This window comes from Streptomyces sp. NPDC048442 (assembly GCF_040651475.1).
Classification (GTDB): Bacteria; Actinomycetota; Actinomycetes; order Streptomycetales; family Streptomycetaceae; genus Streptomyces.
The window spans coordinates 471,082-492,671 of record NZ_JBEZKB010000002.1 but is presented as its reverse complement, the minus strand read 5'-3'; the positions used below and the strand labels follow the sequence as shown (position 1 = coordinate 492,671).

Below are 21,590 nucleotides of genomic sequence, written 5' to 3'. Positions count from 1 at the left end.
GGTCACCGGGGGCGCCCCCGGGTTTGTTTTGGTCAATCCTCCCGGGGGCCGCTCCCCGTTCCTGAAAGAGCCGCTTTCGGCTATTCATCACCCGCAAGAGTGAGCGAACGCAGCTTCTGGCCCGCGTACCAGGTGGCCAGGCCGGTGACCACGACCAGCAGGATCACCGCCGTGGGAAGCCCGACGTCCGAGGTGATCGTGCCGTTCGTGCCGATCTTCTCGGCCAGCGAGAGGGCCCACTGCTGGATGCTGAGGGTCCGCGCTCCGGGCACCAGGCTGCCGAACAGGGCCTCCCACACCAGCGCGTACACCAGGCCGAAGACCACCGCGTGCCGGGAGACGGTGCCGAGCAGCAGGAAGACCGCGCTGTAGGCGACGGAGGCGACGAGGGCGGCGATCGTGTAGGCGATCGCGATCTGGCCGCCGTTGCCGTTGAGGATGAAACCGGCGATGAGGGTGGGGATCGCGGAGAAGGCCATGGTGACGGCGATGGCGACGATCAGTTTGGTGGAGATGATCGTGGGCCGCTTCACCGGCTTGGACAGCAGATAGACGATCGAGCCGTCGTCGATCTCCGGGCCGATCGCGCCCGTACCGGCGATGACGCCGATCAGCGGGACCATCGTGGCGAGCGCGAAGCCGCCCAGGACGTCGGCGGCGACGCGGTCGTCCACGCCGACGAGCAGCCGCACCGCGACCGCGATGACGATGAGCAGGGCGGGCAGGATGAAGAGGATGGCCGCCCGGCGGCGGCCGAGGAGGGCCCGGTAGGTGAGCCGGGCGACGGTGGGTTCGTACATCGCAGCAAGCTCCTTTCAGGCCGTGACGAGGTAGGAGAAGACCGATTCGAGGGACTCGTCGGAGGGCTGCACCGTGAACAGGCGGATGCCGTGCTCGCGGGCGACCTTCGGGAGCAGCTCGGTGAAGCGGCCGAAGTCGACGGCCTGGATGCGCAGCGCCCGTTCCGTGTAGTCGACTTCGATGCCGGCCGTGGACGGGTCCGCGATGAGGGCGGCGGCCAGGGCCCGGTCGTCGCCGGACCGTACGAGATAGCGGTGCGGGCGGTCGGTCATCAGTCGGCGGATCTTGCGGAAGTCGCCCGAGGCGGCGTGCCGTCCGGCGACGATCACCTCGATGTGCGAGGCGAGCTGCTCGACCTCCTCCAGGATGTGCGAGGAGAACAGCACGGTGCGTCCCTCGGCGCCCATCCGCCGCAGCAGGTCCATCAGCTGCATGCGCTGGCGCGGGTCCATGCCGTTGAACGGCTCGTCGAGCAGCAGCACCGACGGGTTGTGGACCAGGGCGGACGCCATCTTCACACGCTGGCGCATGCCCTTGCTGTACGTAGCGATCTTGCGGTCCTGGGCGTACTCCATCTCGACCGTGGCCATCGCGTGCTGGGCCGCCCGGTCGTCCAGGCCGTGCAGCTCTGCGTTGGCGACGACGAATTCACGGCCGGTGAGGAAGTCGTACATCGCCTCCCGCTCGGGGACGACGCCGATCTCCTGGTAGACGCTCTCGTTGCGCCAGATCGGCTTGCCGTCGAGGGTGACGGTGCCGTTGGAGGGGGCGAGGAAGCCGCCCATCATGTTGATCAGGGTGGACTTTCCGGCGCCGTTGGGGCCGAGGAGGCCGGTGACGCCGGGACCGACGGTCATGGTCACGTCGTTGACGGCGACCACGTTCCCGAACCAGCGGGAGGCCTTGGTGATCTCGATGGTCGTCACAGTCCGACCTTCCGGTAGCGGCGCATCAGGACGGCGTACGAGCCGGCGACGAGCGAGAGGACGACCAGCAGATAGACCACGCCCGCTCCGGCGCCGGGGCCGGTTCCGCCGGGGAAGGCGGAGGTGGCGCCGAGGAAGGCGGTCTGGACGCCGTCGATGAGGGTGATGGGCGAGAACAGGCCGAGCCATTCGACCGCGCCCGTCGCCTCCTGGGTGTAAGCGATGGCCTGGACGGTCGAGACCGCACCGTACGAAATGGTCAGCACGGCGATGACGGCGGCGACGCCGAAGCCGCGGCGCGGCGTCAGTGCGGCCATCACCAGGCCGAGCCCGGCGAACAGGACGGACAGCAGTGCCACGGCCACCAGCCCCTGCCCGAAGCCCTTGGTCTCGGCTCCGAAGTCGAACTTGGCGAGGAGCGCGCCCGCATAGAGGACCACCAGCGGGGCCGCGGTCAGGATGAACAGCGCGGAGATCATCGCACCGAACTTGGCGAGGACGTAGTCCCTGCGCTCGATCGGCCGGGAGAAGTACAGCGGTACCGCCTTGAAGCGCAGGTCGCGCGAGACGGTCTGGGGGGCCTGCGCCGCCAGATAAAGGCTGATGACGGGCTGGAGGAAGATCGCGAACGCTGTGTAGGACACCGGCAGTGCGGTGATGGTGCCTGCGGGCGCGGCCACCGCCACCGCGACGATGATCGCCGCGACCAGGATCATCACGCCGAACAGGATCATCGGCAGCACCTTGGACTTGGCGCTGCGGCCCAGTCCGTAAGCCCCTCGCAGGGACTGCGAGTAGAGCGACCGGCGGGCGTACGCGCGGCCGAGGCGGGGGCCGTCGTACTTGCGGTAGCCGATGTTGTGGATGCGCGTCGGGTCGGCGCCCGGCGGCGTGAGTTCAGTTGCCATCGTGGCCGCCTCCCTTCTGCATTTCGGCCCGCTGGGCGTCCCTGGGGGTGCCTGCGGGGGTTGCGTTTCCTGCTCCGGATGCTGCTCCGGACGGCTCCAGTACCGCGTCGGCGGACTGCTCGGTGCGGAAGACCTCGGCGATGTGGTGGCGCCGCTGTTCCATCCGCACCAGGCCGATGCCCAGGTCGGCGACCGTGTCGCGGACCAGGTCGTACGTGGCGTCGCCGTCGCCCTCGACGAGGAGGATGTGGCCGGCGCCGGGCAGGCCCTGCTCCTCGGCGGCATGCAGCTTGGCGCCTGCCGCGGTAAGCGCCTCGCGCAGCGCGTACGTGCCGTCGGGGTGGGTGTCGGAGTCGGTGACCTCGACCGCGAGGGTCGTGGTGGTCTGGGTGAAGTCACTGGTCGAACTGGACCGCAGCAGCGCGCCACCGTCGATGACGACGACGTGGTCGCAGGTGCGCTCCAGCTCGCCCAGGAGGTGCGAGGTGACCAGGACCGAGATCCCGAAGTCGGTGTACACGCGGCGGATCAGGCCGAGCATCTCGTCGCGGCCGACCGGGTCAAGGCCGTTGGTCGGCTCGTCGAGGAGCACCAACTGTGGGTCGTGGACCAGTGCCTGGGCCAGCTTTACGCGCTGCTTCATGCCGGTCGAGTAGCCGCCGATGGGACGGTAGCGCTCCTCATAGAGGCCGACGTGGCGCAGGGTGTCGGCGGTCCTCTCGCGGGCGGCGGTCGGGGGGAGCCCGGACATGCGTGCCATGTGGACGACGAACTCGGTGGCCGAGACGTCCGGCGGCAGGCAGTCGTGCTCGGGCATGTACCCGACGCGCTCGCGGATCTCGGCGCCGCTGGTGGCCACGTCGAGGCCGAGCACCGCTGCCCGGCCCTCCGTGGCGGGGTTCAGACCCAGCAGGATCTTGATCAACGTGGACTTGCCGGCTCCGTTGGCACCCACCAGGCCCGTTACTCCGGGCCCGATGTCCAGGGAGAGCCGGTCAAGTGCGGTCACCCGGGGGTACCGCATGCTCAGGGATTCGGTCGCGATCACATTGGTCACACTTCGAAGGTAGTGGCGGGGGCCACATCAGACGTCAGCCCTGGCGGCTGTTCCCGCCTCCGCCTCTGGTTGTACGGACCCGTAGGGGGGAGCAGTACCAGGGGTTGAGGGGAGGGCCGACGAAGGGCCCTGGGTCGAACCACGGGTGGATTGTGCGGGGTTATCCACAGGTCCGTGTGCACACCCCTTGACGTAGCCGCCAGGCATTGTCACATTCGTCAGTGTCAAGTTACGGGCGCGTACCGCTACACGGGACGGACGGGTGGCATGACCTCAGCAATCTCAGAAGTCTCCAGCACGCAGGGCGAACCGACCGCGGAACTGCGGGGGTTCAGAGAAGTGCAGCGCCTGGCCTACGAGTGCGCCGAGGCCGTCTCCGCGCAGCTCAAGCCGGGGGTGACGGAGCGCGAGGCAGCCCGGATGCAGCGGGTGTGGCTGCACGAGCGCGGGGTGCGCGACTGGTTCCACCTGCCGTTCGCGTGGTTCGGGGACCGTACGGCGTTCACCGGATTCCGGATACCGCTCCAGTTCTTCCCGACGAACCGGAAGCTGGAGGCCGGCATGCCGTTCATCCTCGACATGGCGCCCGTCTACAAGGGCTTCACCGCAGACATCGGGTACTCCGGCTGCCTGGGCCTCAACCCCGTGCACAACCGGCTGCTGGCCGACTTGGAGGCGCATCGCGCGCTGATCCTGGAGCAGGTGCGCGAGAAACGCACCCTGCGGGAGATATACGAGAACGTCGAGCGGCTGATGGTCCGGCAGGGATACGCCAACCGGCACCGTGCGTACCCGTTCGGCGTGATCGCCCACAAGGTCGACCGGGTGAAGGAACGACGCTGGTCACCGCATGTGTTCGGGTTCGGTACGCAGTCGCTGAAGGGGCTGGCCGGCGACGTGCTGCACGGGCACCGGGACGGCTGGTCGCCGCTGTGGAGTCCGTACAAGTTCTCCGACCATCTGCCTCAGCCGGGCCTGTGGGCGGTGGAACCGCATCTCGGATTCCGGGGTACGGGCGCGAAGTTCGAGGAGATCCTGGTCGTCACCGACTCCCGGGATCCCGAGCAGAGCGCGTTCTGGCTGGACGACGACCTGCCGCATGTGCGGCGCTGGGCCGAGGAGAAGGCGGCATGACGATGGGGACGACCGGGCTGGAAGGGGCGCGCGAGCGCCGGGTGCGGACCGGCGGGATCGAGCTGTGCGTCGCCGAGCTGGGCGACACGGCGCAGCCGACCGTACTGCTGGTGCACGGATACCCCGACAGCAAAGAGGTGTGGACCGAGGTCGCGACGCGGCTGGCGGAGCGCTTCCACGTGGTGCTGTACGACGTGCGCGGGCACGGCAGGTCGTCGGCGCCCAAGCCGTTGCGCGGCGGGTTCACGCTGGAGAAGCTGACCGACGACTTCCTGGCGGTCGCGGACGCGGTCAGTCCGGACCGGCCGGTGCACCTGGTGGGGCACGACTGGGGTTCCGTGCAGGGCTGGGAGTTCGCCACCGTCAAGCGCACGCAGGGGCGGATCGCGTCCTTCACCTCCATGTCCGGGCCCTCGCTGGACCACTTCGGGCACTGGATCAAGAAGCGGATGTCCCGGCCGACCCCGCGCCGCGCTGCCCAGCTCCTCGGCCAGGGCGCCAAGTCCTGGTACGTGTACATGCTGCACACCCCCGTGCTGCCGGAACTGGCCTGGCGCGGGCCGCTCGGCAAGCAGTGGCCGAAGATCCTCCAGCGGATCGAGAAGATCCCGGCCGGTGGGTACCCGACGTCATCGCTGCCGCAGGACGCGGCGCACGGCGCCTGGCTCTACCGCGACAACATCCGCGCCCGGCTGCGCAGGCCGCGCGAGGACGCGTACGCACACGCGCCCGTCCAGCTGATCACACCGACTGGTGACATCTTCCTCTCGGAACGGCTCTACGACGAACTGGAGCTGTGGGCTCCGCAGTTGGTGCGCCGCACCCTTCCGGCCAAGCACTGGGTGCCGCGCACCCGGCCGGACCAACTTGCCTCATGGATAACCGAATTCGTGACGGCGAACGAGGACAGCACCGCCGGGGTGGCGCCGCGCGCGTCGGTGGCGACCGGGAAGTTCGCCGACCGGTTCGGCGGACAGCTGGTCCTGGTGACCGGTGCGGCCAGCGGCATCGGGCGCGCCACCGCCTTCGCGTTCGCCGAGGCGGGGGCGCGCATCGTGGCCGTGGACCGGGATGCCGAAGGCGCGTCCCGGACCGCCGAACTGGCCCGGCTGATCGGGGCTCCGGACGCCTGGCCCGAGGTCGTCGACGTCAGTGACGCGCAGGCCATGGAGAAGCTGGCGGAGAAGGTCGCCGCCGACTACGGCATCGTGGACGTGCTGGTCAACAACGCCGGGATCGGCATGTCCGGCTCCTTCATGAACACCTCGGCCGAGGACTGGAAGAAGGTCCTGGACGTCAATCTGTGGGGCGTCATCCACGGCTGCCGCACCTTCGGCAAGCAGATGGCCGAGCGCGGCCAGGGCGGCCACATCGTCAACACCGCGTCCGCCGCCGCGTACCAGCCCTCCAAGGCGCTGCCCGCCTACAGCACGTCGAAGGCGGCGGTGCTGATGCTCAGCGAGTGCCTGCGTGCCGAACTGGCGGGCCAGGGAATCGGCGTCAGCGCGATCTGCCCCGGCCTGGTCAACACCAACATCACCGCCACCTCGCGCTTCACCGGGGTGTCGGAGGAAGAGGAGAAGCGCAAGCAGAAGCGGTCGTCGCGGCTGTACGGGCTGCGCAACTACCCCCCGGAGAAGGTCGCCGAGGCCGTCCTTCGCGCGGTGGTGAAGAACCAGGCCGTCGTCCCGGTGACGCCGGAGGCACGCGGCGCCCACCTCATGTCCCGCTTCATGCCGAAGACGCTGCGCGCCATCGCCCGATTGGAGCCGCCGCTGTGAGCACCGACCCCGAGCCCCTCGACGACGGCTATGTCATCGCACCCCGCCGGGTCTCCTTCGACTGGCACGAGACGCCGCTGCACTGGATACCGGACGAGCCGACCGCCACGCATGTCATCAACGTGCTGCACCTGCTGCTGCCGGCCGGTGAGCGCTGGTTCGTGAAGGTCTTCAAGGAGGCGCTTCCGCTGGTCCGCGACCCCGAACTCCTCAAGCAGGTCAAGGGGTTCATGGGCCAGGAAGCCACGCACAGCGTGCAGCACAGCTACGTCCTGGACCACCTTGCCGACCAGGACTTGGACACCGGTGCGTACACCAGGCACGTCGACTTCCTCTTCGAGAAACTCCTCGGCGAGACCCCGCCGTTGGGGGCTCCGATACCGACCCAGGAGTGGCTTCGCTTCCGGCTCTCGGTCGTCGCCGCGATCGAGCAGTTCACGGCGGTGCTCGGCGACTGGGTGCTGCATGCGGAGGGCCTGGACCGGGCGGATCCCGACGCGGTGATGCTCGACCTGCTGCGTTGGCACGGTGCGGAGGAAGTCGAACACCGGTCGGTGGCCTTCGACATGTACCAGCACTGCGGCGGCGAGGGCCTGCCCCGGTACGCCCGCCGGATCGAGGGCATGATCGTGGTCGCGCCGGTGATGCTGTGGCTGTGGGCGTGGGGGGCTTCGTACCTCGTACGGCACGACCCGCAGCTCGCGGGGCGGGTGCGCTATTCGCTGCGGGAGCACAACAAGGCGGTCGCCAAGGGGCTTCTGCCGACCTGGCGGGAGCTGGGTACGGCGATACCCCGGTACTTCCGGCGGTCGTACCATCCCTCGCAGGAGGGCTCGCTGCGCAAGGCCGTCGAGTACCTGTCGACCTCGCCGGCGGCGCGTGCTGCGGCGGGGGCGGTGGGCCGGGCGGCGCTGCGGTCCTGAACCGGCCGACGCCGGCCGAAACGGCTGACACCGGGGGCACCGGCCAAACGCCGTCCACGCCGGCCGACGCCGGTCCACCCGGGGAAGGAAGTGACCATGTCCGGACAGCAGGCGGAGGCCGAGTACCGGATCGAGGACCTCGCGCACCGCAGCGGTGCCACGGTCCGTACGATCCGCGCCTACCAGGACCGGGGCCTGCTCCCCAGGCCCGAGCGGCGTGGCCGGGCCAATGTGTACGGGGACGCGCACCTGGCCCGGCTGCGGCAGATCGCCGACCTCCTGGACCGCGGCTACACGCTGGCAAGCATCAAGGAGCTGCTGGAGGCGTGGGACGCGGGCCGGGGCCTGGGCGGGGTGCTCGGGCTGGTCGCCGAGGTGGGCGGGCCCTGGACCGACGAGGAGTCCGCCCGGATCACACGGGCCGAGCTGGACGAACGGTTCGGTGGCCGGCCGGACGACGCGGCGGTGGCGGAGGCGGTCGAACTGGGCGTGCTGGAAAGGGTTCCGGGGCGCGACGACGAGTTCCTGGTGCCGTCTCCGCAGGAGCTGGCGGTGGCCGCCGAGCTGTACGCGGCAGGGGTGCCGCTCAAGGCGATCTCCGGGCACCTGTGGGAACTGCGCGGGCAGGTGGAGCACATAGCGGCACGATTCCTGGAGTTCACCACCGAGCACGTCTTCGCCCGCTACCTCGGGCACCGGCCGCCGACGGACTCGGACGCGGCGGAGGCGGCTGCTCTTGTACGACGGCTGCGCCCGCTCGCGCAGCAGAGCGTGGATGCCGAACTGGCACGGGCCATGAGGCTGTTCGCCACCCGGCACCTTCAGCAGCACCTCGGCTCGGCACCCGCCCCGGAACCGGACGGCCAGCCCCGCGCACTCGCACTTCCGGCGGGCACGATTGCCGCGGTCCAGGCGTTGGTTGGGGCAGAGAACGCTTCGGCATTCGTCGTAGCGGCCACAGAACGAGAGCTCCAGGCACGGACCTTGGACGCACTCTCCTCAAGACGACTCAATCGTGCGAACGTTGACGAACTACCCTAAAGCGGGCACGAGTTATCCACAGATCCTTCATTTCCGCTGTGGAAAAGCCCAGTTGGCTGTGGATTACGTCGAACTGCCGGGCTGCCAGGGCGAATTAAGGTGCGGCCGCGCACCGGTTCGGAAATCCTGACCGGATGAACGAACACCGCATCATCAAGGTGTCGAAGTACCTCTCGAAACATCTGCGGCACCAGCCCGAGCGCATCGGGCTCATCCTCGACGACCACGGCTGGGTGGAGGTCGAGACGCTGATCCGGGCCGCCGCCGAGCACGGCTTCCGCTTCACCCGCGCCGAGCTGGACCACGTCGTCGCCACCAACGACAAGCAGCGCTTCGCGGTACGGAACGACGACCCGCTGCGCGGCACCCTGATCCGCGCCAGCCAGGGGCACACGGTCACCGGCATCGACCTGGCCCTTCCTCCGGCCGAGCCGCCCGCCTACCTCTTCCACGGCACGCACCCCCGGGCCGTGGCGGCGATCCGCACCGAGGGCCTGCGCCCCATGAACCGGCACGACGTCCACCTGTCACCCGACCGGGAGACCGCCACCCGTGTCGGGGCCCGCCGGGGCCGGCCGGTGGTGCTGTCCGTGGACGCCGGGGCGATGCACCGCGCCGGGCATGTCTTCCGGGTCAGCGCCAACGGGGTCTGGCTCACGGCACACGTGCCGACGGAGTTTCTGCGCTTCCCGGGGGCGTGAGCAGGCCCCGTACAGTCGGACTCATGCGTCTGAGCACTGTGATTCTGCCGATCCGTCGCTGGAACGTGGGCGGCAAGGAGGTGTGGCAACGGGCCGAGGAGCTCGGTTTCCACACCGCGTACACCTACGACCACCTGTCGTGGCGGGTGCCGTTCCGGGAGGGCCCGTGGTTCGGGGCACTGCCCACACTGACGGCCGCCGCGTCCGCCACCGAGCGGCTGCGGCTGGGCACGCTGGTGACCTCGCCGAACTTCCGCCACCCGGTGACCCTCGCCAAGGAGCTGATCTCACTCGACGACATCAGCGGCGGCCGGGTCACGCTGGGCATCGGCGCGGGCAGTGCGGGCGGCTTCGACGCGACGGCGCTCCTGCCCGAGGGGGCACAGCCGTGGACGCCCCGGGAGCGGGCGGACCGGTTCGCCGAATTCGTGCCGCTGCTGGACCGGCTGCTGAGCGAGGAGGCCGTGTCCTACGACGGCAAATTCTGGTCGGCGGGGGACGTACGGAACATCCCCGGGTGCGTACAGCGGCCGCGGCTGCCGTTCGCGGTGGCGGCGACAGGGCCGCGCGGGTTGAAGCTCGCCGCGAAGCACGGGCAGGCGTGGGTGACCACCGGTGACCCCAAGCTCTTCGAGAACGGCACCCCGGCCGAGTCCCTGGAGGCGATCCGGGGGCAGGTCGCGAAGCTGGGTGCGGCGTGCGAGGCGATCGGGCGGGACGCGGGGGAGCTGGGCAAGACCTTGCTGACCGGGTTCACGCCGGACCGGCCGCTGGACTCTCTCGACGCGTTCGTGGACTTCGCTGGGCTCCATGCGGAGCTGGGCATCGACGAGATCGTGCTGCACTGGCCGATCGCGGACACGCAGTTCGCGGCGGACGAGAAGGTGTTCGAGCAGATCGCGGGGGAGGGGCTCGCACAGCTGGGGTGACTGGTGGGGTGATGGGGTGACTGGTGGGGGGCCGGGGCGAGGGAGCGGGATCCTCAGTCTCGCCCCCTCGCCCCCTCGCCCCCTCGCCCCCGCCTCAACCCAGCCCCGCGCCTGTCGCTCCCCTCACCCGAAGTGCTTCAGGCGCTTTTCCAACCCCTCCAGCATGTCCGCCGCCGTCTCCGACTCCTGCGCCATGGGCCTGAGTTCCTCGACGAAGGCGGCGAGTGCGGCCCTTCCCTCGTCCTTGCGGCCCCGCCCCTGTTCGGTCCAAGCCACGCGCAGGACGCAGGACGCGCGCTCGCCCAACTCGTCCGGGCCGAACTCGCGCAGGGCCTCGGAAGCCCGCACGCTCAGCTCGACAACCTCGTCCCCCTGCCCGTCCTCGGAGTAGAGCAGCTGCGACAGCTGCGACCAGGTGCGGGCCCGCAGTGCCCGTACGTACCCGAAGGTCTCACCGGCCTGCTGCCACAGCTCAGCAGCCCGTAGGTACGCCTGCTCGGCCTGCACCTCCAGGCCCTCCTGGCCTGCCAGGCACTCGCCGGCCAGCATCGCCAGCCGGGCCTTGGGCGCCGGGTGGTCCCAGCCATCGGCGATCTCCGCAGCGAGCAGGTACTGCTCCGCCGCCGCCTTCTCTTCACCCAGTTCCCGCAGCAGGCGCCCGAGAGTGTCACGGGCGCGTACGGCCTGCTCGTCGCCGTGCGCCAGCAGGTCGGGCAACGCCGACTCCAGGATCTCGGCGCCCTCCGCCGCCCGGTCGCTCGCGCCGTACGCCTGCGCCAGGATCAGCCGCGCGTAGGCGCCCGCCCCTGCACCTTCGCCCGCCGCGTCGTACCAGTGCGCCGCCTCCAGGGCGTGCGTCGCAGCTTCGGGTTCCTTGCCGTCCTGCTGGTAGAGCGCTTCCGCCAACGAACCGGCGCACGAACCGGGGCACGGACCGGGGCACGGACCGGGGCACGGACCTGCACGCTGACGGGCCTCCGAGCGGAGCCGGCCACTCCAGATGTGCGCTCTCAGATGTGCACCCTTTCGCACGTCCGTGCGTTTCATGCGAGAGGATGAAGCGGTGACCTCAGCTACCGACCCCCGCCCCCGCCCGGCCGACGGCGCCGGTAACGGCCCCGGCGCAGGTGCGACCACTCCCGTGCGCCTGATCGCCACCGACCTGGACGGCACCCTCCTGCGCGACGACAAGTCCGTCTCGCCGCGCACCGTCGCCGCCCTCGCCGCCGCCGAAGCAGCCGGCATCGAGGTCTTCTTCGTGACCGGCCGGCCGGCCCGCTGGATGGATGTCGTCAGTGCGCACGTGCACGGCCATGGCCTGGCGATCTGCGCCAACGGCGCCGCCGTCGTCGACCTGCACGCGGGCGGCGAACTGATCGAGGTCCGCCCCCTGGAGCGCGCCGACGCCCGCGCCACCGTGGCCGCGCTGCGCGCCGCCGTTCCGGGCAGCTCCTTCGCCGTGGAGCTGACCACCGGAATCCACTACGAGCCTGCCTACCCGCCGTTCCAGTTCGACCCGGCTGCGGGCATCGCCTCCGCCGAGGAGCTGCTGCACGAGGAGGTCCCGGGCAGCGGCGACCCCGTCATCAAGCTGCTGGTGCACCACCCCTCGCTGGCCCCGGACGACTTCCTCGACCTGGCCCGAGCGACGGTCGGCGAACTCGGCTCGGTCACCCGCTCCAGCCCGACCGCGCTCCTGGAGATCAGCGGACCGGGCGTCTCCAAGGCGAGCACCCTGGCCCGCTGCTGCGCCGAGCGCGGCATCGCACCCGAGGAGGTCGTGGCCTTCGGCGACATGCCGAACGACATCGAAATGCTGGCCTGGGCCGGACGTTCGTACGCCATGGGCAACGCCCACCCCGCGGTCCTGGCCGTCGCCACGGGCCGTACCTCCCCCAACGAGGAGGACGGCGTCGCGGCCGTCATCGAGCAGATCCTGGCGGAACACCGGCAGTAGGACCACGCACGTGCCCGGCATAATTGGCAGTACGGCCAGTACGGCACGCACAGGCCCGGCATGACCGGCAGTACGGCACGCACAGGTAAGGGGCGCACTCCTGGAGCACGCCCCTTACCCACACCCGCCTCCCCCTAGAGCGGCGCCTCCCACACCACCGCCGTCCCTCCGCCCCCGTCGCCCAGCCCAGGCCCGTACGAGCTGGAGCCGCCCAGTGCCTCCGCCCGCCGGCCCAGGTTGCGCAGCCCGCTGCGGCGCCCGCCCTCCGGGATGCCAACCCCGTCGTCCGCCACCGTGAGCCGTACCGCGCGCCGGCCGTCCTCCAGGGTGACCGTGGCGTCGACGACGACCTCGATCCGCGAAGCCACGGCGTGCCGGAACGCGTTCGACAGCGCCTCCCGCAGCGCCGCGATCAGGTTCTTGCCGGTCAGTTCGCCGACCAGCGCGTCCACCGGCCCGACGAAGTGGTGCGAGGGCTTGAAGCCCAGCGGCACCGCCGCCATGTTGATCTCCCGCAGCACCCTGGTGCGCAGCCCGGACGGTGCCTCGGCCGGCCCCTGCTGGAGAGCGAAGATCGCCGTTCGGATCTCCTGGATCGTCACGTCCAGCTCGTCCACGGCCTTGCCGACACCCGCCTGCACCTCCGGCACGACCGATCTGCGCTGCGCACCCTCCAGCATCATCCCCGTCGCGAACAGCCGCTGGATGACGAGATCGTGCAGGTCACGGGCGATGCGGTCGCGGTCCTCGTACACCGCGAGGCGTTCGCGGTCGCGCTGCGACTCGGCCATCATCAGCGCCAGCGCCGCCTGCGAGGCGAACTGGGTGGCCAGGATCCGCTCCGCCTCGGTGAACGGCTTCCCGCCCCGGGCACGCGGCGTGGCCAGGGCGCCCAGCACCCGGCCGCCGCTGCGCAGCGGCAGCAGCATGCTCGGCCCGTACCGCCCGGACATGTCGGTGATCATGCGTGGATCGGTGGCGGCGTCGGTGACGAACACCGATTCGCCGCACAGCAGCAGCGCCACGATCGGACTCTCCGCCGGAATCACCTTGCCCAGCGAGTCCGCGGGGTTGTCGGCGGACACCGCCGCGATCTCCAGGCCGCCCTCCTCGACAGGCAGCAGCACCATGCCGGCCGCCGAGTCCGCCAGCCGCCGCGCCTGCTCGGCGACCACGGTCAGCGCGTCGTCCACGTCGCCCCCGGACAGTAGCGCCGTCGTCACGGCCACCGACCCGTCGATCCACCGCTCCCGCTGGCGGGCCGCCTCGTACAGCCTGGCGTTGCCGATGGCGATCCCGGCCTCGGTGGCCAGTACCCGCAACATGTGCAGGTCGTAGTCGTTGAACTCGCCGCCGCCGTTCTTCTCGGCGAGGTAGAGGTTGCCGAAGATCTCGCCCTGCACCCGGATCGGTACGCCGAGGAAAGTCCGCATCGCCGGGTGGTGCGCGGGGAAGCCCTCGAACCGGGAATCCGCCGTCAGATCCGCGAGCCGTACCGGCTCCGGATCCATGATCAGCGCCCCGAGCAGCCCCTTGTGGCCGCCGGGCAGCTGCCCGATGGCCGTCGCCTCCTCCACGGACACGCCGTACGTCACGAAGTCGGAGAGCCCGTCGCCCTCGTCGTCGACGACCCCGATCGCCGCGTACTTGGCGTCGGCCAGCTCGGCCGCGGTCTCGCAGATCCGGTCCAGGGTGGAGTGCAGTTCGAGGCCGGAGCCCACCGACCGCATCGCCTCCAGCAGCTGCGGCACACGCGCGGTGAGCTCGGTCGACAGCCCCTGCAGACTGCGGGTCGCCTCCGTCGCTGCGTCCAGGGGGTCCTGTGGAGCGGGCGGGTCTTGGGCGGCGGGCGGGTCCTGCTGCACTGACATGCCCTTGAGACTAGTTAGTCCTATTTAAAGGGGAAAGTCGACCAGCGGGCGGTTGGACCGCTTACGCCGCCGAGGGCGCTCAAGCCGCCGGCAGAACCGCTCACGCCACCGGCGGAACCCCGCGCCTTACGCCACCGGCTCCGCCGCCCTCTCCCGCTCCAGCATCCGCCGCAGCGCCCCTTCCTCCCCAGCCAGTGCCGCGAAGGCGCCCCGCTGCACCACGCGGCCCCCGTCCAGCACGACCACCTCGTCCACGTCCTCCAGGCCCTGCAGCCGGTGCGTGATCAGCACCGTCGTCCGGCCCTCAGTGGCGGACAGGAGGTCCGCCGTCAGCGCGTCGGCCGTCGCCAGGTCCAGGTGCTCCGCCGGTTCGTCCAGTACGAGGACGGGGAAGTCGGCCAGCAGCGCCCTGGCCAGCGCGAGCCGCTGCCGCTGCCCGCCGGACAGTCGCGCTCCGTGCTCGCCGACCAGGGTGTCGAGCCCCTCGGGCAGGGCCTCGACCCAGTCCCGCAGCCGGGCCCGCCCGAGCGCGTCCAGCAGTTGCGCGTCGTCGGCATCGGTCCTGGCCAGCCGCAGGTTCTCCCGTACGGAACTGTCGAAGAGGTGCGCGTCCTGCGCACACAGCCCCACGATCCGCCGTACGTCGTCCCCGTCGAGGGAGTCGGCTGCCACGCCGCCGATCGAGTACGTGCCCTCCGTCGCGTCCAGGAACCGCAGCAGCACCTGCGCGAGGGTCGTCTTCCCGGCCCCGCTCGCCCCGACGACCGCGATCCGCTTCCCGGCCTCCAGCGTCAGGTCCACCCCGGTCAGTGCGTCCCGCTCCTGCCCCGCGTACCGGGCGGACAGCCCCCGTACCTCCACCGGGAAGGGCGACGCGGGCGCCGCCGCGGCCTCCTCCGGCTCCCGTACGGGGACGGGCGCGTCCAGCACCTCGTACACCCGCTCCGCACTGCGCCGCACCCGCTGCCGGTACTGCACGGCCAGCGGCAGCCCGGTCACCGCCTCGAACGCGGCCAGCGGCGTCAGCACCACCACCGCGAGCTGCACCCCGGCCAGCCGCCCGTCCGCCACGGCCTGCGCGCCCACCCATGCGGCCCCGACCACGGTCAGCCCGCACACCAGCGCCGAAAGACCGCCGCCGAGCGCAGTCGCCGAAGCCCCGCGTGAAGCAATCCGCGTCAGCACCACATCCGCGTCCCGTACGGCATCGAGGCGACGCCGCAGCGCTCCCGCCACCGTCAACTCACCCACTCCGCCGAGCAGATCGGCCACCCGTACGGCCAGCGCACCCCGCGCCGGAGCCAGCTGCCGCTCCGCCCGCCGCGCCGCCGCACCACTCGCCATCGGCACCACCACTCCGGCAGCCAGCAGCCCGACAGCCAGCACCGCACCGGCCCCCGGCAGCATCCAGGCAGTGAATCCGACGGCCGCCGCACTCACCACGACGGCTGCCCCGGCGGGCAGCGCCCACCTCAGCCAGTAGTCCTGCAGCGCGTCCACGTCGGCGACCAGCCGCGACAGCAAGTCCCCGCGCCGGGCCTCGCGCAGCCCGGCGGGCGCGATCCGCTCCAGCCGCCGGTACACGGCGACCCGCATGTCCGCCAGCATCCGCAGCACCGCGTCGTGCGACACCAGCCGCTCCGCGTACCGGAACACTGCCCGCCCGATGCCGAACGCCCTGGTCGCGGTGACCGCCACCATCAGATACAGCACCGGCGGCTGCTCCGAGGCCCGCGAGATCAGCCATCCGGACACCGCCATGAGCCCCACGGCCGACCCGAGCGCCAGGCTCCCGAGGAGCAGCGCGAGTCCGAGCCGCCCGCGCTGCTCGCCCGCGTCCAGCCGCACCCGGCGCAGCGCACTGCCTGCCGCCCCACCGGGCCTCGGCGATGTTTCACGTGAAACGTCGCCGCTCTGCGCCACGGCCTCCCACGACCGCACCTCCGCAGCACGCGGAGAAGGCACGGAGCCGCCCGGAGCGGCACCCGCCGCCCCCAGCTCCACCACTCGGTCCGCCACCGCCAGCAGCGCCGGCCGGTGCACGACCAGCAGCACGGTCCGCCCCACCGCGAGGCGTCGTACCGCCTCGACGATGCCCGCCTCGGTCTCACCGTCCAGCGCGGCCGTCGGCTCGTCGAGCAGCAGTACGGGCCGGTCGGCGAGGAACGCCCGCGCCAACGCGAGCCGTTGGCGCTGACCGGCGGAGATCCCGGCCCCGTCCTCGCCGAGGAGGGTCTCGGCGCCCTGCGGCAGCGCGGCCACGAAGTCGTACGCCCCGGCGTCCCGCAGCGCCTCCAGCACGGCCGCGTCATCGGCCTCGGGGCGCGCCAGCCGTACGTTCTCGGCGACGGTCCCGGCGAAGAGGTGCGGCTTCTGCGGCACCCATGCCACCCGCTCCCGCCACTTCTCCGGGTCCACGGTCGCCAGGTCGATGTCCCCGACCAGTACCCGCCCCTGTTCCAGCGGTACGAACCCCAGCACCGCGTTCAGCAGCGTCGACTTGCCGACACCGCTCGGCCCGACGAGGGCGACGGTCTCGCCCTCCCCGACCTCCAGCGACGCCGCTTCCAGCGAGGCCGCCGCACGCCCTTCGTGCCGTACGGTCACGCCCTCCACCCGCAGCGCACCGGAGACCGGCAGGTCCGCCGAGCCGCCCGCCGGCAGCTCGGTCTCCAGTACCGCGAAGATCTCCTCGGCGGCCGACAGCCCTTCCGCGGCTGCGTGGTACTGCGCCCCGACCTGTCGCAGCGGCAGATACGCCTCCGGCGCCAGGATCAGGATGACCAGCCCGGTGTACAGGTCGAGTTCACCGTGTACGAGCCGCATGCCGATGGTGACCGCGACCAGGGCCACCGAGAGGGTGGCCAGCAGTTCCAGGGCGAACGACGACAGGAAGGCGATCCGCAGCGTCTTCATGGTGGCCCGCCGGTACTCACCGGTGATGACCCGGATCGACTCGGCCTGCGCCTTGGCCCGCCCGAACACCTTGAGCGTCGGCAGCCCGGCGACCACGTCCAGGAAGTGCCCGGAGAGCCGCGACAGCAGCTGCCACTGCCGGTCCATCCGGGACTGGGTGGCCCACCCGATGAGGATCATGAAGAGCGGGATCAGCGGCAGCGTCACCACGATGATCGCCGCCGACACCCAGTCCTCGGTGACGATCCGCGCGAGCACCGCGACGGGCACGACGACCGCGAGCCCCAACTGCGGCAGATAGCGCGAGAAGTAGTCGTCCAGCGCGTCCACACCGCGCGTCGCCAGCGCGATGAGCGAGCCCACCCGCTGTCCGCCGAGCCACCCGGGACCGAGCCCGGCCGCCCGCTCCAGCAGCCGCCCCCGCAGCTCGGACTTGACCGCCGCGCTCGCCCGGTGTGCGGCGAGCTCGGTCAGCCAGGCCACCAGCGCCCGCCCGAGGGCGACAACTGCCAGCAGGATCAGGGGAGTCCGCAGCCCACCGGACCCCAGCCCGTCCTCGAAGGCCCCGACCACCACCTCTGCGATGAGCATCGCCTGGGCGACGACCAGGCCCGCCCCGGCGAGCCCGAGGACCACCACCGCCCCGAGGAAGAAGCGGGTGGCACGGGCGTACCGGAGCAGACGCGGGTCGATCGGTTTCACGTGAAACATCCCCCACTAGGGACCACTAAGGAAGACCACTAAGGAACGGGAACGACGTCAGTGCGAGTCGGCGATGTGCTGCGTGCCGATCCGCTTGCGGAACACCCAGTACGTCCAGCTCTGGTAGAGGAGCACCACCGGAGTGGCGATCCCGGCGCACCAGGTCATGATCTTCAGGGTGTACGGGCTGGACGAGGCGTTGGTGACGGTGAGGTTCCAGGCTTCGTTCAGCGAGGACGGCATGACGTTCGGGAAGAGCGTGAGGAAGAGCATCGCGAACGCGGCCGCGATGGTCACGCCCGAGAGCGCGAACGCCCAGCCTTCCCGCCCGGCGGCCGTGCAGGCAATGGCCACGACCAGTGCCAGGGCCGCCACCACCAGTGCGACGAGGCTGCTGGTGTCGCCCTTGTCGGCCTGGGTCCAGATCAGGAAGACCAGCGCCAGTGCGGCGGCCAGCACCCCCAGTCGCAGTGCCAGTGCCCGCGCCCGCGTCCGGATGTCGCCGAGCGTCTTGAGTGCCGCGAACACCGCACCGTGGAAGGTGAACAGCGTCAGCGTGACCAGTCCGCCGAGGAGCGCGTACGGGTTGAGCAGGTCGAGGAAGGTCCCGACGTACTCCATGTCCCCGTCGATCTTCACGCCCCGCACGATGTTCCCGAAGGCCACGCCCCAGAGGAAGGCCGGCAGCAGCGAGGTCCAGAAGATCGCGTGCTCCCAGTTGGTCTGCCAGCGCTCCTCGTCCCGCTTGTGCCGGTACTCGAAGGCGACTCCGCGCACGATCAGGCAGACCAGGATGAGTAGCAGCGGCAGGTAGAACCCGCTGAAGAGAGTGGCGTACCACTCGGGGAAGGCGGCGAAGGTCGCGCCGCCCGCGGTCAGCAGCCACACCTCGTTGCCGTCCCAGACGGGCCCGATGGTGTTGATCAGGACCCGTCGTTCCTTGCGGTCCTTGGCGAGCAGCTTGGTCAGTACGCCGATCCCGAAGTCGAAGCCCTCCAGGAAGAAGTAGCCGATCCACAGGACGGCGATGAGCACGAACCAGACGTCGTGGAGTTCCACAGCAGTTCCCCAGTCCTCAGTACGAGAAGGCCATCGGCCGGTCGGGATCGCGGTCGTCGCCGCCGATCTTCGTGGGCGGGTTGAGGTCGGCCTCGGTGAGCTCCGGGGGGCCGGCCTTGACGTACTTCACGAGCAGCCTGACCTCGATCACCGCGAGGACCGCGTACAGCAGGGTGAACACGATCATTGAAGTGAGCACCTCGCCCTGCGAGACGCCGGGGGAGACGGCCGCCGAGGTCTTCAGGACGCCGTAGACGACCCAGGGCTGACGGCCCATCTCGGTGAAGATCCAGCCCCACGAGTTGGCGATCAGCGGGAAGAGCATGGTCCACAGGGCGACGACCCAGTAGAGGGAGGCGAGGCGTGGGCTGAGTGCCTTCTTGCGGAAGAGCACCAGGTTCGGCACTTCGTCCTCGCCCGTCCGCAGTCCTGGTGGCAGCAGGAACTTCTTCCTGGTCAGCCACAGCCCGAGCAGACCGAGGCCGAAGGACGCCATGCCGAAGCCGATCATCCAGCGGAAGCCCCAGTAGGCGACGGGGATGTTGGGCCGGTAGTCGCCGGGCCCGAACTTCTCCTGCTCGGCCTTGTTGATCTCGTTGATGCCCGGGACGTACTCGGTGAAGTTGTCGTGGGCGAGGAAGGACAGTATTCCGGGAATCTCGACGGTGACCCGGTTGTGGCCCTTGTCGACGTCACCGATCGCGAAGATGGAGAACGGCGCGGGCGCCTCGCCCTCCCACAGGGCCTCGGCGGCCGACATCTTCATCGGCTGCTGCTTGTACATGACCTTGCCGAGCAGGTCGCCGCTGACCGCCGTCAGCAGTCCGGCGATCACCACGGTGACCAGGCCCAGCCGCAGCGACGTCCGCATCACCGCGATGTGCTTCTTGCGCGCCAGGTGGAAGGCGGCGATGCCCACCAGGAACGCGCCGCCGACCAGGAACGCGGCGGTCATGGTGTGGAAGAACTGGTTGAGCGCGGTGTCCTGGGTGAGGACCTTCCAGAAGTCGGTGAGCTCCGCCCGCCCGCGCTCCTTGTTGATCCGGTAGCCGACCGGGTGCTGCATCCAGGAGTTGGCCGCCAGGATGAAGTACGCGGAGAGGATCGTGCCCATCGACACAAGCCAGATACAGGCGAGGTGGATCTTCTTGGGCAGCTTGTCCCAGCCGAAGATCCACAGCCCGATGAAGGTCGATTCGAAGAAGAACGCGATCAGTGCTTCGAAGGCCAGCGGCGCACCGAAGATGTCGCCGACGAAGCGCGAGTAGTCGGACCAGTTCATGCCGAACTGGAACTCCTGCACGATGCCGGTGACCACCCCCATCGCGATGTTGATGAGGAAGAGCTTTCCCCAGAACTTGGTCGCCTTGAGGTACTTCTCCTTGTTGGTCCGCACCCAGGCGGTCTGCAGGCCGGCGGTGAGCGCGGCGAGCGAGATCGTCAGGGGGACGAACAGGAAGTGGTAGACGGTGGTGATACCGAACTGCCATCGCGCCAGGGTCTCTGGCGCCAGAGCCAGCTCCACGTCGTCTCTCCTTACGTCGCCGAAGCCACATCCGCTGTCACGGGCACGGTCACAGCGGCAGTTTGCCCCTTTAATCCAACAAACGAGGGGACGAACAGGGACACGCTTGTGAACGCGTTCACATTCACAAGCATTATGTCGCACGTCCATTCGGAGGGATCCAGGGGGGTCCCCAAAAAAACGCCGATGCCCCCACAAGCCACTCACGGCTCACAGGGGCACCAGGCGCACCACGGCGACAGCGCTACAGCTCCTTGCGGAACGCCTCCGCCGCCTTCAGGAACAGGTCGTTCGCCTCGGTCTCACCGATCGTCACCCGCACGCCCTCACCGGCGAACGGCCGCACCACGACACCCGCCCTGTCACAGGCCGCCGCGAAGTCAGTCGTACGCTCCCCCAGCCGCAGCCACACGAAGTTCGCCTGCGTCACGGGCACCGTCCAGCCCTGCCCGACCAGCGCCTCGTACACCCGGGCCCGCTCGGTGATCAGCGCGTCCACCCGCTCCATCAGCTCGCCCTCCGCACGCAGCGACGCGACGGCGGCCTCCTGCGCGATCTGGCTCACGCCGAAGGGCACCGCCGTCTTGCGCAGCGCCGCCGCGACCGGCTCGTGCGCCACGACGAAGCCGACCCGCAGCCCGGCCAGTCCGTACGCCTTGGAGAAGGTCCGCAGCACCGCGACGTTCGGCCGGTCCCGGTAGAGCTCGATGCCGTCCGGCACCTGCTCGTCGCGGATGAACTCCCGGTACGCCTCGTCCAGCACGACCAGGACGTCCTTCGGCACCCGGTCCAGGAAGCGCTCCAGCTCGGCCCGGCGGACCACGGTGCCGGTGGGGTTGTTGGGGTTGCAGACGAAGATCAGCCGGGTCTTCTCGGTGATCGCGTCCGCCATCGCGTCCAGGTCGTGCACGTCGCCGTCGGTCAGCGGCACCCGCACCGCCGTCGCCCCGCTGATCTGCGTGATGATCGGGTACGCCTCGAAGGACCGCCAGGCGTAGATCACCTCGTCGCCCGGACCCGAGGTGGCCTGCAGCAGCGACTGCGCGACGCCGACCGAGCCCGTACCTGTCGCCAGGTGCGAAACAGGAACGCCGAAACGCTTCGCCAACTCCTCCATCAGCCCCGTGCAGGCCATGTCCGGGTACCGGTTGAGGTCACCGGCCGCAGCGATCGCACGCTCCATCACGCCCGCGAGCGGGGGATAGGGGTTCTCGTTGGAGGACAGCTTGTACGCCGCCGGGCCGTCGGCGTCGGCGGCCGCGGCCGGCTTCCCTGGCTTGTACGTGGGGATGCCGTCCAGCACCGCGCGCAGCTTGGGGCTCGTCGCGCTCGTACCGCTCGTCTCGCTCACTTAAGGTC

17 protein-coding genes are annotated in these 21,590 nt (G+C 70.3%); 7 read left to right on the top strand and 10 right to left on the bottom strand.

The genetic code is table 11. The features are described 5' to 3' along the window. Positions 1-80: 80 nt before the first annotated feature. The 4 genes from AB0D18_RS06100 to AB0D18_RS06085 are packed head-to-tail and all read right to left on the bottom strand — an operon-like array spanning position 81 to position 3,659. Positions 81-800 carry an ABC transporter permease subunit gene (locus tag AB0D18_RS06100; protein WP_362413403.1) on the bottom strand — a complete coding sequence of 240 codons (720 nt, stop codon included), beginning with the start codon at positions 798-800 and terminating at the stop codon, positions 81-83. Positions 801-815: 15 nt separating this feature from the next. Beyond that, a complete protein-coding gene (locus AB0D18_RS06095) occupies positions 816-1,727 on the bottom strand; it encodes an ABC transporter ATP-binding protein (RefSeq protein ID WP_362413401.1) in 912 nt (303 codons plus the stop codon). Continuing rightward, entirely contained in the window at positions 1,724-2,635 is a 912-nt protein-coding gene (locus AB0D18_RS06090) for an ABC transporter permease (RefSeq protein WP_362413399.1), read from the bottom strand. The genes AB0D18_RS06095 and AB0D18_RS06090 overlap by 4 nt, the downstream gene beginning before the upstream one ends. Beyond that, positions 2,625-3,659, bottom strand: coding sequence for an ABC transporter ATP-binding protein (locus AB0D18_RS06085; protein ID WP_362413445.1), 1,035 nt, complete (start codon positions 3,657-3,659; stop codon positions 2,625-2,627). The genes AB0D18_RS06090 and AB0D18_RS06085 overlap by 11 nt, the downstream gene beginning before the upstream one ends. Before the next feature lie 300 nt (positions 3,660-3,959). Here AB0D18_RS06085 and AB0D18_RS06080 point away from each other — a divergent pair, with 300 nt between their 5' ends. From AB0D18_RS06080 to AB0D18_RS06055, 6 genes are all read left to right on the top strand, one after another. After that, complete coding sequence (locus AB0D18_RS06080) at positions 3,960-4,826, top strand: M24 family metallopeptidase (protein WP_362413397.1); 867 nt, start codon at positions 3,960-3,962, stop codon at positions 4,824-4,826. After that, positions 4,823-6,607: an SDR family oxidoreductase gene (locus tag AB0D18_RS06075; protein ID WP_362413395.1), complete on the top strand. Its 1,785-nt coding sequence runs from the start codon at positions 4,823-4,825 to the stop codon at positions 6,605-6,607. Before AB0D18_RS06080 ends, AB0D18_RS06075 begins: the two co-directional genes overlap by 4 nt. Continuing rightward, positions 6,604-7,530 carry a metal-dependent hydrolase gene (locus AB0D18_RS06070; RefSeq protein ID WP_362413394.1) on the top strand — a complete coding sequence of 309 codons (927 nt, stop codon included), beginning with the start codon at positions 6,604-6,606 and terminating at the stop codon, positions 7,528-7,530. Before AB0D18_RS06075 ends, AB0D18_RS06070 begins: the two co-directional genes overlap by 4 nt. 96 nt (positions 7,531-7,626) lie before the next feature. After that, on the top strand, positions 7,627-8,571 hold the full coding sequence (locus AB0D18_RS06065; protein ID WP_362413392.1) for a MerR family transcriptional regulator: 945 nt from the start codon (positions 7,627-7,629) through the stop codon (positions 8,569-8,571). 134 nt (positions 8,572-8,705) lie between these two features. Then, a complete protein-coding gene (locus AB0D18_RS06060; protein WP_362413390.1) occupies positions 8,706-9,272 on the top strand; it encodes an RNA 2'-phosphotransferase in 567 nt (188 codons plus the stop codon). A gap of 23 nt (positions 9,273-9,295) precedes the next feature. Beyond that, the gene (locus AB0D18_RS06055; protein WP_362413388.1) at positions 9,296-10,201 is read left to right on the top strand and encodes an LLM class flavin-dependent oxidoreductase; all 906 of its coding nucleotides are present in this window, start codon (positions 9,296-9,298) and stop codon (positions 10,199-10,201) included. Between the two features lie 123 nt (positions 10,202-10,324). Here the strand turns inward: AB0D18_RS06055 and AB0D18_RS06050 are convergent, their stop codons facing one another. Continuing rightward, entirely contained in the window at positions 10,325-11,107 is a 783-nt protein-coding gene (locus tag AB0D18_RS06050; protein ID WP_362413386.1) for a hypothetical protein, read from the bottom strand. A 139-nt stretch (positions 11,108-11,246) separates the two neighbouring features. Between AB0D18_RS06050 and AB0D18_RS06045 the strand changes: the two genes are divergently transcribed. After that, entirely contained in the window at positions 11,247-12,158 is a 912-nt protein-coding gene (locus AB0D18_RS06045) for an HAD family hydrolase (RefSeq protein WP_362413384.1), read from the top strand. A 134-nt stretch (positions 12,159-12,292) separates the two neighbouring features. Here the strand turns inward: AB0D18_RS06045 and AB0D18_RS06040 are convergent, their stop codons facing one another. From AB0D18_RS06040 to hisC, 5 genes are all read right to left on the bottom strand, one after another. Next, complete coding sequence (locus tag AB0D18_RS06040; protein WP_362413382.1) at positions 12,293-14,029, bottom strand: GAF domain-containing protein; 1,737 nt, start codon at positions 14,027-14,029, stop codon at positions 12,293-12,295. Between the two features lie 126 nt (positions 14,030-14,155). After that, positions 14,156-17,647: a thiol reductant ABC exporter subunit CydD gene (gene cydD / locus AB0D18_RS06035; protein WP_362413380.1), complete on the bottom strand. Its 3,492-nt coding sequence runs from the start codon at positions 17,645-17,647 to the stop codon at positions 14,156-14,158. Positions 17,648-17,704: 57 nt separating this feature from the next. Further along, positions 17,705-18,706 (bottom strand): cytochrome d ubiquinol oxidase subunit II, encoded by a 1,002-nt coding sequence (cydB, locus tag AB0D18_RS06030; protein WP_362413378.1) that lies wholly within the window; start codon positions 18,704-18,706, stop codon positions 17,705-17,707. A 16-nt stretch (positions 18,707-18,722) separates the two neighbouring features. Further along, positions 18,723-20,231, bottom strand: a complete 1,509-nt coding sequence (locus AB0D18_RS06025; protein ID WP_362413376.1) for a cytochrome ubiquinol oxidase subunit I — start codon at positions 20,229-20,231, stop codon at positions 18,723-18,725. A 244-nt stretch (positions 20,232-20,475) separates the two neighbouring features. Continuing rightward, complete coding sequence (gene hisC, locus AB0D18_RS06020) at positions 20,476-21,582, bottom strand: histidinol-phosphate transaminase (protein ID WP_362413374.1); 1,107 nt, start codon at positions 21,580-21,582, stop codon at positions 20,476-20,478. Positions 21,583-21,590 lie beyond the last annotated feature (8 nt).